This window comes from Brevibacterium aurantiacum, from assembly GCF_003932995.1.
Lineage (GTDB): Bacteria > Actinomycetota > Actinomycetes > Actinomycetales > Brevibacteriaceae > Brevibacterium > Brevibacterium aurantiacum.
Genome location: NZ_CP025333.1, coordinates 2,623,757 through 2,636,861 on the forward strand (window position 1 = coordinate 2,623,757; position 13,105 = coordinate 2,636,861).

Annotated in this window: 11 protein-coding genes; 2 read left to right on the plus strand and 9 right to left on the minus strand. The window is 62.6% G+C overall.

Annotated elements, in window-relative coordinates:
- Nucleotides 1-48: 48 nt before the first annotated feature.
- Nucleotides 49-3,447: a DEAD/DEAH box helicase gene (locus CXR25_RS12055; protein WP_164513967.1), complete on the plus strand. Its 3,399-nt coding sequence runs from the start codon at nucleotides 49-51 to the stop codon at nucleotides 3,445-3,447.
- A 49-nt stretch (nucleotides 3,448-3,496) separates the two neighbouring features.
- Here CXR25_RS12055 and CXR25_RS12060 read toward each other — a convergent pair whose 3' ends face one another.
- Nucleotides 3,497-4,150 carry a TetR/AcrR family transcriptional regulator gene (locus tag CXR25_RS12060; RefSeq protein WP_009885057.1) on the minus strand — a complete coding sequence of 218 codons (654 nt, stop codon included), beginning with the start codon at nucleotides 4,148-4,150 and terminating at the stop codon, nucleotides 3,497-3,499.
- 158 nt (nucleotides 4,151-4,308) lie between these two features.
- Here CXR25_RS12060 and CXR25_RS12065 point away from each other — a divergent pair, with 158 nt between their 5' ends.
- Nucleotides 4,309-5,268 (plus strand): NmrA family NAD(P)-binding protein, encoded by a 960-nt coding sequence (locus CXR25_RS12065; RefSeq protein ID WP_164513817.1) that lies wholly within the window; start codon nucleotides 4,309-4,311, stop codon nucleotides 5,266-5,268.
- A gap of 64 nt (nucleotides 5,269-5,332) precedes the next feature.
- Here the strand turns inward: CXR25_RS12065 and CXR25_RS12070 are convergent, their stop codons facing one another.
- The 8 genes from CXR25_RS12070 to CXR25_RS12105 all read right to left on the minus strand — a co-directional run bounded on the left by CXR25_RS12070 (nucleotide 5,333) and on the right by CXR25_RS12105 (nucleotide 13,100).
- Entirely contained in the window at nucleotides 5,333-6,970 is a 1,638-nt protein-coding gene (locus CXR25_RS12070) for an AbgT family transporter (protein WP_009885059.1), read from the minus strand.
- Between the two features lie 47 nt (nucleotides 6,971-7,017).
- Nucleotides 7,018-8,364 (minus strand): M20 family metallopeptidase, encoded by a 1,347-nt coding sequence (locus CXR25_RS12075; protein ID WP_009885060.1) that lies wholly within the window; start codon nucleotides 8,362-8,364, stop codon nucleotides 7,018-7,020.
- Between the two features lie 96 nt (nucleotides 8,365-8,460).
- Nucleotides 8,461-9,225 (minus strand): SseB family protein, encoded by a 765-nt coding sequence (locus CXR25_RS12080; protein ID WP_114384559.1) that lies wholly within the window; start codon nucleotides 9,223-9,225, stop codon nucleotides 8,461-8,463.
- Between the two features lie 4 nt (nucleotides 9,226-9,229).
- Nucleotides 9,230-9,967 (minus strand): bifunctional 1-(5-phosphoribosyl)-5-((5-phosphoribosylamino)methylideneamino)imidazole-4-carboxamide isomerase/phosphoribosylanthranilate isomerase PriA, encoded by a 738-nt coding sequence (gene priA, locus CXR25_RS12085; RefSeq protein WP_009885062.1) that lies wholly within the window; start codon nucleotides 9,965-9,967, stop codon nucleotides 9,230-9,232.
- 76 nt (nucleotides 9,968-10,043) lie between these two features.
- Complete coding sequence (gene hisH, locus CXR25_RS12090; RefSeq protein WP_114384560.1) at nucleotides 10,044-10,673, minus strand: imidazole glycerol phosphate synthase subunit HisH; 630 nt, start codon at nucleotides 10,671-10,673, stop codon at nucleotides 10,044-10,046.
- Nucleotides 10,670-11,272, minus strand: a complete 603-nt coding sequence (locus CXR25_RS12095; RefSeq protein ID WP_069600397.1) for a hypothetical protein — start codon at nucleotides 11,270-11,272, stop codon at nucleotides 10,670-10,672. Before CXR25_RS12095 ends, hisH begins: the two co-directional genes overlap by 4 nt.
- Nucleotides 11,269-11,865, minus strand: coding sequence for an imidazoleglycerol-phosphate dehydratase HisB (hisB, locus tag CXR25_RS12100; protein WP_009885065.1), 597 nt, complete (start codon nucleotides 11,863-11,865; stop codon nucleotides 11,269-11,271). The genes CXR25_RS12095 and hisB overlap by 4 nt, the downstream gene beginning before the upstream one ends.
- A 101-nt stretch (nucleotides 11,866-11,966) precedes the next feature.
- Nucleotides 11,967-13,100, minus strand: coding sequence for a histidinol-phosphate transaminase (locus CXR25_RS12105; protein ID WP_069600398.1), 1,134 nt, complete (start codon nucleotides 13,098-13,100; stop codon nucleotides 11,967-11,969).
- Nucleotides 13,101-13,105 lie beyond the last annotated feature (5 nt).

A 13,105-nucleotide genomic window follows, 5' to 3' on the forward strand; every position in this document is an offset into this window, starting at 1 on the left:
AGTGCCGGGTGAGACCATCGTCCTATGTCTCCCGTAGAATTGCCGTACGTGAGTGCCAAGGAGTTGCAGGACTACTTCGGCACCACGTTCTACGAGCGCGGACGCAGCTACGCCAACAAGGGCATGGTCGGGCAGGCACGTTGGGACCCCGAGGACAATACTCTGCGGGCAGACGTCGCAGGCAGCGCGGCACAGGATTACACCAGCATCGTGCGGCTGAAGCGACACAGTCCCACGGCGAAATCATTCACCGTGCTCTCCTCGCAGTGCACATGCCCCGTGGGCGGAGACTGCAAACATGTGGTGGCTGCGCTCATGGCGGCATCGGTTCGGCAGGTGGCTCCATTCGGTTCGACGGCACTGCACGACCCGGACCAACGCAGTTCCCCCGACCCTCCCAGCTGGCAGACTGCCCGCAGCAGAACAGCTTCCCGCAGTGGGACGTCGTCACCTCGGCGTGCGGAGTCGGATTGGAAGTCGATCCTCTCCGGTTTCTCCTCCGACCGCGTCGATGCATCGGTGTGGGCCTCTGGCCCCGGCGGCACCCTGGCTGGGACTGCACCGACGCGGCTTGCGCTCGGCTTCGAGATCTCCGAACTGCGGCGCACTCGCTTCGGGAACTTCGAAGTGCACCCGATCACGCGCACGAAGCTGACCGGTTACACCGACCTCGTCGTCACTCTGCGTCCTCTGATGGAGGGGGCACGCCGCAACTGGATCAAGGGCAACGTGTCCTGGTCCAACATCGCCAACAACTCCACCACCCGCGCCTATGCGCGCGGTCAGGCGGCATGGTTCGCTCAGCTGTACGGGCTCTCTGCCATCAATTCGAATCGCCTTGTGACCAATGAGGACACTGTGGTCCTTGACTGGTTCGCCTCACCCTTGCTGTGGCATCTCTTCGATCAGGCGAGGACTTTGGGCATCGAACTTGTCGGCACCCGCCGCGAGCTCACGGTCCGCCTGGCTGACGAGGCCACCACGGAATGCGATGTGGTCGCGACGCCACAGGGGCTCGAGGTTCGCTCCCTGATCACCGTTGACGAAGAACCGTTCGACCAAGGGCTCAGCGGGCCGATCGACGATCATGGCTTCTACGGAATCTCGACCGCGGCAGGACTCGCCCTCGTCCTGGCACCGGCAGAGAAGACCACCGACCATGCGGTCGTTGAGATGCTGCGTCGTTGGGAACCGGTCACCATCTCGAAGGACCAGATGGATGACTTCTTCACAGGCTTCTATCCCAAGCTCGCCTATGCCACCACCGTCATCTCCTCTGACGATTCGGTGACCCTGCCCGTGCTCGTCCCTCCCGACCTCGCGCTCACCGTCACCTACGGAGATCATGGTGCACATCTGACGTGGGAGTGGCACTACCATCACCCGACTCATACGTTCCCGATCCGCCGAGGTTCAGCACCAGACCGCGACCGCAGCATTGAACACGAAGACACCGTGCTCGCGAATCTCAGCTCCACGGTTGCGGCAATCCCAGTCCCACTGACCCTCCCCAGTGCGTTGGGTCATGCAGGCACCGTGGACCTCGACGGTCTGCAGACGGCTGTCTTCGTCGACAAGCTCCTGCCCACCCTGAGCGACATCGACCATCTCGAGGTCCATGAGGTCGGCGATCGCCCGGACTATCGGGAAGTCACCGAAGCACCGTTGGTGTCGATGTCGACCGACGAGGCCGAAGACAGCGACTGGTTCGACATTCGCTTCCACATCATGATTGCCGGACAGAAGGTTCGCTTCGCCGACCTGTTCGTCGCCCTCGCACAGGGGGCAGAGATGATAGTCCTGCCCGATGGCGCGTACTTCTCCCTCGACGGGCCCTTCTTCGACAAGTTTCGTCGCATGCTCGCTGAATCGGATGTCATTGCGGATTGGCAGCCGGACTCACCTCGCCTCTCGCGCTATCACATGGATCTGTGGGCCGAGTTCGACGAACTCGTCGACGACTCCACAGCGGCGGCCTCTTGGCGACGTTCGGTCGAAGCGCTCAGCCACCTCGGCGAGATTCCGTCTCTCGACGTGCCGGAGGGAATCGAGGCCACACTGCGGCCCTACCAACAGGAGGGGTTCAGTTGGCTGGCCGCACTGTGGTCCAGCGGACTCGGCGGCATCCTCGCCGACGATATGGGTTTGGGTAAAACTCTGCAGGCACTTAGCCTGTTCACTCATATCAAGAACACGACGGCGAATGCCTCCCCCATTCTCGTCGTCGCACCCACATCGGTGATGTCGACGTGGCGTGCGGAGGCCGAGAAGTTCGCACCTGGTCTGCGAGTCACCACTATCTCGGCCACAGAGAAGAAGCGGAAGACTGCCTTGGCCTTGGAGATCGAGGATGCCGACCTCGTCATCACCTCCTATGCGATTCTGCGCCTCGACGCTCAGGCCTTCCGATCGATCGTGTGGGACACCTTCGTCCTCGACGAGGCGCAGTTCGTCAAGAACCGGACGGCCAAGGTCCACACTGCGGCGAAGGGAATCCAGGCGCGATTCCGCCTGGCCATCACAGGCACTCCGATGGAGAACTCGCTGACCGACCTGTGGTCGCTGTACTCGATCACCTCACCGGGACTGCTGCCGGGCATCGAGAAGTTCCGTCGCGAGATCGTCTTACCCATCGAATCGGGAGAGAGTCCGGAGGGCATGGCGCTGCTGCGGCGGCGGATCAGACCGTTCATGAAACGGCGGAACAAGGAACTGGTGGCAGCCGACCTCCCGCCGAAGCAGGAACAGATCCTCAGCGTCGAACTCAGCTCCAAGCACCGGGATCTCTACAACACGGTCCTGCAGAAGGAGAGGAAGAAGCTCCTCGGCCTCATCAACGACATGGATCGCAACCGCTTCGCCATCTTCCGGTCACTGACACTGCTGCGGATGTTGGCCATCGACCCCTATCTCATCGATGAGAAGTACGAAGCGATCGGATCGAGCAAACTCAGCGCACTCTTCTCCCACCTCGACGACATCATCGCCGAGGGGCACCGCACCATCATCTTCAGCCAATTCACCTCGTTCCTGTCACGGGTCGGCGAACAGCTCGATCATCGCAACATCAACTACTGCTACTTAGACGGCTCCACCCGGAACCGAGGTGCGGTCATCGATGATTTCAGAGCTGGGGAGGCACCGGTCTTCCTGATCAGCCTCAAAGCCGGCGGATTCGGGCTGACGTTGACAGAGGCCGACTATGTTTTCCTGCTTGATCCCTGGTGGAATCCGGCGGTGGAAGCTCAGGCGGTTGATCGTGCGCACCGCATCGGGCAGACGAAGAACGTCATGGTCTATCGGATGGTGTCTGAGAAGACCATCGAGGAGAAGGTTCTAGCGCTGCAGGAGAGGAAGGCACAGCTCTTCGACTCCCTGGTCAATGAGGGCGAGGGCTTCTCCTCGACAATCACGAGTGAGGACATCCGCGGACTTCTTGACGGGTGAAGGGCTCCTCGTAGCGGCCGCTCACGCCAGCTCGGTGCCGTTTGCTGGCTCAGTGCCCGAGAGACGATACGACTCCGCGCATAAGCTCATCCTCGACGAGTTCGACTCCAGGGCCGAACTGCCCGAAGCGCAGTGCATTGATGAGGCCGACCAGCGCCGCCCAGACGGTCACAGAGCGCACGATCACCTGATCATCAGGCTCCAACCCCAGTTCCCGCAACCCTTCACGCAGTGGGTCCAAGGCGTGAGATGGCGGAAGCTCAGAGGAAGTCTGGACTGCCGAGGACTTTTCCAACAGATTCGTCAGCGTCACCATGATCCTGGTCCCGGGCACTACGGTCTCATCCCTTGGGGCCTGATAGTCCGGGATGGGTGTGCCGTAGATGAGCGCCCACCGATTGGGATGCCGGCGCGACCAGGCAAGCATCGTCACACCGACCGTGAGAACGGACTCGTCGCGTGTCAGTGCCTCATCGACCTCGTCGGCGATCGCAGTGAACGCGTCACGGATGAGTATTGTCAGCAGCTCATCGCGGTTCTTCACGTATCGGTAGATGGCGCTTGAGACGATTCCGAGTTCTCGAGCAATGGCGCGAAGTGAGACTCCCTCGAGCCCATCGTCGTCGAGCATACGGTTCCCGATCCGGGTGATCTGGGCTTCGGTTTCCAGCCGGGCCCGCTGGCGCGGAGTCGAGTTCGTCATGCCTCAACCCTAAAACGAGAGAGCGAAGATAACAATAGTGAGCACTGCTCTTGAATTGCATTGCGGATCGGCCTAATCTGATTTCAGAGAGCAGTGCTCTCACAAGCCGTGCACTCAAAGGTGCGCACGACATCACGACATCACGAAGGATGATCATCATGAAATCTGCACTCGTCATCGGCTACGGACAGATCGGCAACGAAATCGCCTCCCAGCTCACAGCAGCAGGGGCACACGTTGCAGTTGCAACCCGTTCGGCTCCAGCCGCTGTCCCAGTTGTCGCCGCCGGCTCAGGATCGGCAGACTCGCCCTACACCGACCACGCCAGGATCGACCGTATCCGCGCGGACGCAACCGACTCAGAGCAGTTGCGCGAGGCCGCCGCTGGCAGCGAAGTCATCTTCGCCTGCGTTCATGCTCCCTATGACAGCCGAGTGTGGGGACAGGTACTGCCGCAGATGGAGAAGACGATCATGGATGTCGCCGCGGAACTGGGCATGCCGGTCATCTTCCCCGAATCGGTCTACGCCTTCGCTGGCCTCCACAGCGCGGTGACGGAGTCCTCTCCGTTTGCCCCGGTCGAGGAGAAGGGACGGATCAGGCAGCAGCTCATGGAGGCGAGGCTGGAACACCCGGCCACCTCGGCGAGCATCATTGCAGGAGACCTGCTCGGCCGAAGCGCACAGCCGTGGTCCTCAGTGGTGAAGATGTGCATTACCACTCCGATCGCCAAATGGCATCGGGCCATTGTGCCCGCACGCTCCGATGTCGCCCACGGCATCACCGTGATCGAAGACCTCGCTGCCGCGATGATCCGCGCGGCACAGCTGCTCGAAGACGTCCCCGCGGGGACGCATCGCCGGCTGATCGCTCCGTCTTCGAATCCGACACTCGGCGAGATCGCGGAGTTCACTCACGAGCATCTGGGAACGAGACCGCGGAGGCCACTGTCCCTCCCCCGCTGGACGACTCGCGTCGCCGGAGTCTTCGAGAGGTCGATGTACGAACTCAACCAGCTCGCCCCGATCTGGTACTCCCCCTGCGTGATCGAGACCGGAGAGTTTGCGAAGGATCTGGGCACCACAGATTGGCGTGAAGGCGTCACACAGATGCTGTGATGCTGCCTCGGCGTGGAAGACGTCGCGTGCGCCGAGCTCGGACGAACAGGTCCTCGCTGCCGGCCTATTTGAGGAAGATGCCGTTGCCGGGGCCCAGCGGCAGGTCGAAGAAGAACCAGATCGCCAGGAGCGCAGCCCACGCCAGCCAAAAGGGTATGACGAACGGGAACATCCTGGAGATGATGGTACCCAGTCCGGCATTGGGCTCATACCGGCGCACGAGACCCAGAAGCACGATCATGTAGGGGTTGAGTGGGGTGATGACCTGGGTCGCCGAGTCGCCGACTCGGAATCCGGCCTGGATGAAGGCCGGTTCGTAGCCGAGCAGCGCGAACAGCGGAACGAACACCGCGGCCATGAGCGTCCACATCGAGGACCCGGAGACGATGAAGAGGTTGAGCACACTGGCCAGGAGCATGAACCCGATGACCGCTGCGAAGCCGGTGAGGCCTATCGCTTCGAGGCCGGAGGCACCGGCCACGGCGATCCAGGAACCGATCCCCGTCCAATTGAACAGCGCGATGAACTGACCGAGGATGAAGGCGAGAATGAGGAAGGACATCATGTCGACGATCGACTGGCTCATCATACGCACGAGATCGTTCATCGACCGCACGGTGCGCACGACGAAACCGTAGACCACGCCCATGAGCATGAAGTAGGCGAAGACGATGAAGACAATTGAGGACAGCAACGGGGACTTCGGCAGGAACCCGCCGTCCTCATTGCGCCAGGGTGAGTCGGGAATGAGCACTGCGAAGAGCAGTACCGCAGTCAGCAGCAGTGCCGAAGCCAGGGACCACACCAGGCCCCGCTTCTCCTCGGGTTCGAGTTCGGCTTTGACCTCCTTCTGCGATTCCTCGACCTCTTCGGCAGACACGGAGTTCTCGCCGTAGGGGTTGTCCTTCGCCTGGTATTCCTTGGCCAGGCCCGAACCCTTGGCATCGGCGTATTCGCGCGGAACGCCTTTGCGAACCATGTTCGGTTCGATGAGCTTGTCGATGATGAATCCGGCGATAACCGCCAGCACGATCGAGGCGACGATGTTGAAGAAGTAGTTCGACACCGGGTTGACGGCCGTATAGTCAGTGTCTGGCAACGTCTCCATCACCGAGGTGGTGATTCCGGCGAAGAGCGCATCGAGGCTGGTCGGCACGATCGAGGTCGAATACCCGGCGCCGGTGGCGGCAAATCCGCCGATGAGGCCGGCCATCGGGTGTCGTCCGGCGGCCTTGAACACGAGCGCAGCCAGCGGCGGGATGATGATGAAGGCGGAATCGGCCATGATCGACCCGACCACGCCGACGAAGCCGACGGCATAGGGCAGCAGCCAGCGCGGGCTCTTGCCGAAGGCGATTCGCACAGCCGCGGCGAGCATGCCCGACTTCTCGGCCACGCCCACGGCCAGGAGGATCGGCAGTACGGTGGCCAAGGGCGGGAATCCGATGTAGTTGTCGCCCATCGTCGTCGTCAGCCACGACAGCCCTTCGCCGGTGAACAGTCCCTTGATCGCCACGGTCTCGTCGCTGCCGGGAATTGAGACCGACACGTCTGCTATAGCCATGCCGGTTGAGATTGCTCCTGTGATGAGGAACAGTCCGAGAAAGAGGGTGAACGGCTCGGGCAGTTTGTTGCCTATCCGTTCAATCCCGTCCAGCAGACGCTGGCCGATACCGATTTTCGCTGATGTCGTCGTTGACATGTGTCTTCCTTCTCTTCGATGGTCGCGATCCGAGCGGACTCCCCGGACTAGTTGAAGTAGTTCTCCACGTCTACTGCTCCTCCGTCGCGTTCGAATTCTGCAACCACCTCGGAGGCCAGGTCATCGTCGACGAGGAAGTCCAAAGCAGTACACGCCAGCCCGTAGCCGGCATCATGGGCGGCAGCTTCGGCGGCGGGCGTGATCGAGGCTGCCGCGAACTCGCGGGTATGCAGCGCCACCTCGGCGTCGGCGGTTTTGATGAGTGGGTGGATGCCCGGTATCCGATAGGAGACATTGCCGAAGTCGGTCGACGCTGCAATCGACTCATCGAGCACCCCACCGGGCAGCGGTGTTCGCCCCTGCGTCTCCTCATGCACGGCCCAGCGCTGTGTGAGAGCGGAGTTCGTACGCACCGGAAGCGAAGGCGGATGCTCGTCCCAGTCGACTTCTACTCCGGTGCCGGTCATAAGGGCCGCGCCCTTGGCCGCGTCCTCGACCCTGTCGGACAGCTCCTTGAGCGTTTCGGGGAACTTCGACCGCACATAGCACTGCACTGTGGCGGCTTCCGTGATGATCGAGGGCCGGGTCCCGCCGTCAGCGATGACGGCGTGCAATCGGGAGATCGGCGGCATCTGCTGGCGAATAAGGCCAAGACCCTGGTAGAAGAGGTTCGCGGCGTCGAGTGCGTTGCGGCCCATGAACGGCTGCGCCGAGGCGTGGGCGGCGATCCCTGAGTAGTTGACGGTCAGCAGACGCCTGCCCAACCACACCTGTTCCGCGCAGTCGTACCCGTAGCCGTGAACCATAATGGCTGCGTCGATCCCCTCGAATGCGCCGCCGCGGGCCATGACCTCTTTGCCCGAGTGGCCCTCTTCCGCAGGCGTACCGAGCAGCACCACGCTGCCGGGAACAGCGCTGGGGTCCCGTTCCCAGAGGGCATGCAGGGCGAGGAATGCTCCGACTCCGGAGGCGGCGATGAGGTTGTGCCCGCAGGCATGACCGATCTCCGGCAGTGCGTCGTATTCGGCGAGGATCGCGATCGTGCGTCCGTCACCATTTCCCGTGGTCGCGCGCAGACTCGTCTCGACACCGAAAAGTCCGGTCTCGACCTCGACGCCTCGTGAGCGCAGCAGCGAGGCGATCGCACTGACAGACTCGTATTCGACGAACGCGGTCTCTGCCAATTTGTGGATGGTATGCAGCAGCCTGTCGAGATCAGATCTTGCTGCTGCGAGAGCTGCGGCGAGGCCTGCCGTGCTTGACTCGGGAGCCCCGCTGAACTCGGAGCTCCACTCGCCTGCTCGCTCGCTGCGTGTTTGAGTCTCGGCGGCGATCTGGTCGAGATAGCTCGCGTTCGGGACGGTCGGTTGGCTCAGGTCGCGAATCTCACTCATGGAGATCAAGCATAGGAGACTTCGGGCAAGTGCACATGCCTTTTCCCTGTATTCGGGACTCGACCCGAAGTATTGGGTGCGCTGCGGTTCGGGAGTCTACGACTCGGCGATCTGCAGAGCCAATGAGTCCACCTTCTCCACGATCGTCTCATCGGCGGCCAGAGCTAGTTGGAATCGCTTCATCTCCTCGGCGGAGACTTGAGAGCGTACTCCAAGTCGGATGCCGACCTCGGGCCCCTCGACATGGACTCGGGCACTGCCGGGACTCAGACTGATCTGCGCCAGCCAAGGAAAATCCTCGGCGATGGCGACCAACGCCTGGCCCACCTCGGCGTCGGCCCAGGACGGAGTCCAGGGCTGTCCCTGGGCAAATGCGAACATTGCGGTACGACGCAGCAGGAACGAGGTCTCGGCCCCGGGGTCGAGGACAACGAGCTGCGAATCGGCTTCAATCGCCCCGAGGACGAGCCGCTCCGATTCGATCGGCACGGGCCGAGCGTCGGGATGCCACGCAGTCAACGGTGGAATCGAGCAGAAACCGGGTGTGCACTCGCGGCCGTCTTCGGCCTGCAGCCGAACCATGGCCATCTCCGAGGAGTTGTCGACCATCAGTCCGTTCTCGCCGACCTCCTGGTCGACTGCCATCGGAACGATCGGTGCGTACAGCCTGGCCCCCGACAGTGCGGAGAGCACCTTGCTGTGCAGCGTCGGGTTCAACGGCTCCTGGCGCACCCGGTTCAGTGCTTCGATCAGACCGGCATCGGCGAGCCCGGAGTCGCCTGAGAACGGGTTCGGCCGCAGATCACGGCCGGACCATGATTGTCCGGCCGAGTCCGAGCGATCGCCCGTATCCGATGCCACTTCTTCAGCCTCCAGCGACTTCGAGGGCTTCTTCCAAGGTGAACTTTCCGGCGTAGAGGGCCTTGCCTACGATCGCCGAGTCCACGCCATAGGGAACCAGCTCGCGCAGGTTGCGCAGATCGTCGAGGCTCGAGACTCCGCCCGATGCCACGATCGGCTTGTCGGTCTTCTCCGCCATCGACTTCAGCAGCTCCACATTGGGTCCCTGCAGCGTGCCGTCCTTGCGGACGTCGGTGACGACATAGCGGGCGCAGCCTGCCTTCTCGAGTGTCGAGAGGACCTCGTAGAGGTCTCCCCCGTCCTTGGTCCAGCCGCGGGCTGCGAGAGTGGTGCCGCGAACGTCGAGGCCGATGGCGACCTGATCGCCGAAGCGAGAGATCATATCAGCGGTCCATTCCGGGTTCTCCAAGGCGGCGGTGCCGATGTTCACCCGCTCAGCTCCCGTGTCGAGTGCTCGTTCGAGGCTCTCGGTGTCGCGGATGCCTCCGGAGAGTTCGACCTTGATGCCGACGGCCTTGACGACCTGGTTGAGCAGATCTGAGTTCGATCCGCGACCGAATGCGGCGTCGAGGTCGACGAGGTGGATCCACTCCGCTCCCCGGTTTTCGAAGTCCTGGGCTGCGTCGATGGGTGAACCGTAGTCGGTCTCCGTGCCGGCTTCGCCCTGGACGAGGCGGACGGCTTTGCCATCGGCGACGTCAACGGCGGGAAGGAGGACGAGCTTGTTGGGGGTTTGAGTCATTGTGACCTTTCTCAAGAGACTGTCGAGGCTGTTGTGAACGAGTTGGAGCAATTGAACCTGGAGGGTTCGAACAATCCTAGTGGCGAGCCGCGCCCGCTCCTGAGAAGGTCCCGATCCAGTTGCGCAGCAGTCGCGCACCTGCGTCGGCTGACTTCTCGGGGTGGAACTGAGCCGCCCAGGTGGTGCCGTCCTCGACTGCTGCGATGAAGCTGCTGCCATGGGTTGCTGTGGTCACCACCGTGCCTGGTGGGGTTTCGGTCGCCGCATAGGAGTGGACGAAGTAGAAACGCTCGTCGGCCACACCGTCGAACATCTGTGACGACGTCGGTGCACTGACCTGCGACCATCCCATATGGGGAACGACCGGAGCCTCGAGCGCGGTGACGGCGCCGGGCCAGAGTCCGATGCCTTCGGTCTTCACGCCGTGTTCTTCTCCGCTGGCGAAGAAGACCTGCAGCCCGACGCAGATGCCGAGCAGAGGTCGCTGACTTTCGTGCCAGGAGCGGATCAGTTCGTCTCCGCCGATTCGCGTCAATCCGGCCATCACGGCCGAATAGGCACCGACGCCGGGGACGAGCAGACCGTCGGCGGCATCGATGGCGGACCGGTCAGCTGTGAGAACGACCTCGGCGCCGGCTGCTTCCACCGCGCGAACGGCTGAGCGGACGTTTCCTGCCCCGTAGTCGAGGACAGCGACCGTGCTCATTGCTTTGCTCCCTTGGTCAGGACGCTGTAGATCCTCCACAGGGAGAAGCCGAGGACGATCGCGCCGAAGACGGCGACGACCCAGGCCATGGTGTTGCCGGAGAGTCCGATGGTGATGCCGAAGGCGGTGATGAGTCCGGCGAGTACTGCCACGACGATCCACAGCAGTGCGGTTCGGGCCACGGCGGCCCGGCCAGGAGACATTGTGGCGGCGCTGGCCTGCAGCTTCGTCATGGAGGAGGTGGGGATGTTGCCCTCCACCTCGTCGGCCGACTTGATTTCGAGCAGGAGCTGCTCGAGGACGTCTGGAAGGTTCTTCAGCGCCAGCCCTGCCGGCACATCCGATTCGCGGGCACCGTGGCGGAAATGACCGGCATCGATCTGCTCTTCGCTGCGGGCAAGGAGGAGAACCTCGTGTTTGCCCGAGAGTTTGGAGATCGCTGCGGCCGCCTCGTTGCCCGCCTGCACATCGGTGTCGGCCAGGACGATTCCGGTGAAGTCTCCGATGGGAACGATGGTTCCCTTGATGTTCGACAGCACGCAGGCAGCGGCCAGCTGCTCGGCTACGCCGAACGGGGTCACGACGACGGTGGTGCTCACAAGACTCCCTTGGTGCTGGGTACCGAGTTGTTGCGCTCATCGGGTTCGACTGCCTCACGCAGAGCACGGGCGAAGGCCTTGAACTCTGCTTCGGCGATGTGGTGCGGATCCCGGCCGCGCAGCAGGTCGAGGTGCACGGTGAGGCCGGCGTGGAAGGCGATCGACTCAAGCGAGTGTGAGGTCATCGACCCGGTGAAGTGACCGCCGATGAGGTGGTACTGCTGGCCTTCGGGCTCACCTTCGTGCACGAAGTAAGGTCGGCCGGCCACATCGACGACGCAGCGAGCCAGAGCCTCATCCAACGGCACGGCGGCCAGACCGTAGCGGCGAATGCCGGACTTGTCGCCCAGAGCTTCGAGCAGTGCCTGGCCCAGGACGATGGAGGTGTCCTCAACCGTGTGGTGGACGTCGATGTGTGTATCGCCGTCGGCCTTGATCTCCATGTCGATGAGTGAGTGCTTCGACAGCGCCGTGAGCATGTGGTCGAAGAAGGGAACACTCGTCGAAATGTCGGACTGACCGGTTCCGTCGAGGTTGATGGAAACGTTGACCGAGGATTCCGAGGTCGTACGGGAGCGTTGTGCCTGCCTCATGGATGGCCTTTCGTAGGAAGGGTAAGTGCCGTCTGAAGACCATTGTCCTCTGACTCAAGCGAAGCGGTATGTCGGGGTGTGCGCATCTCAGCGATGTCGACTCAGTTGGCGGACAGCACGATGGCCGGGTCCTCGGCCAATATCTCGTCGACTGCGGTGAGGAACGCGGTGGTTTCCTCATCCGTGCCGGCATTGACCCGTGCGTGATGGTCGATGCCGATGTCGCGGATGAGAATTCCGCGATCGAGCAGCTTCTGCCACAGATCATGAGGTGAGGCGATGCTGCCGAAGAGAACGAAGTTCGAATCGCTGGGGTAGACGGTGAACCCCGCCGCATCCAGGTGTTGCGAGATTCGGTCGCGGGAGTCGATGAGCCTGTCCACGTTCTCCAGGAGGAGGTCGGCGTGCTCCAAAGCGGTGGACGCAAGCACCTGCGTGATTTCCGAGAGGTGGTAGGGCAGTCGCACGAGGCGCAGAACATCGATGAGGTCCGGTGACGCAATGGCGTAACCGAGACGCAGTCCGGCGCAGGCGAAGGCCTTACTCATCGTCCGTGACACGACCAACCGGGGACGGCCGTCCAGCAGCGTCATGGCAGAGGCGCGTGCAGGTCGGGAGAATTCGGCGTAGGCCTCATCGACGATGACAATGCCTGAGCAGTTGTCGTAGGCGGCTTCGATGACGTCGAGGTCGATCGAGGTGCCTGTCGGGTTGTTGGGGGTGCACAGGAAGACGATGTCCGGGTTCAATGCGGCCACCTCGGCGGCGACGGTTTCCGCATCAAGCGTGAAGTCGTCGTTGCGCGCCGAGGCCTGCCAGGTGGCACCGGTGCCAGTGGTGATCAGGGGGTGCATGGAGTAGCTGGGGGTGAATCCGAGGACAGTGCGCCCGGGTCCGCCGAAGGCCTGCACGATATGGGAGAGGACCTCGTTCGACCCGTTTGCCGCCCAGATCATGTCGGAGCTGAGCTCGACGGACTGTCCGGCGCGGTCATTGACGCCCTGCAGATAGGTGACGAGATGCTCGCGCAGGTCCTCGAACTCACGGTCGGGATAGCGGTTGAGTCCGGCGAAGTGTCCGTCGACGGCTGCGCGCATACTCTCGACGACCACATCGGGGATCGGATAGGCGTTCTCGTTGACGTTCAGCTGCACTGGCACATCCAGATGCGGAGCGCCGTAGGGCTTGAGGCCGACTAGGTCCGAACGCACTGGCAATGACTCGTTATTTCCCACCGCAT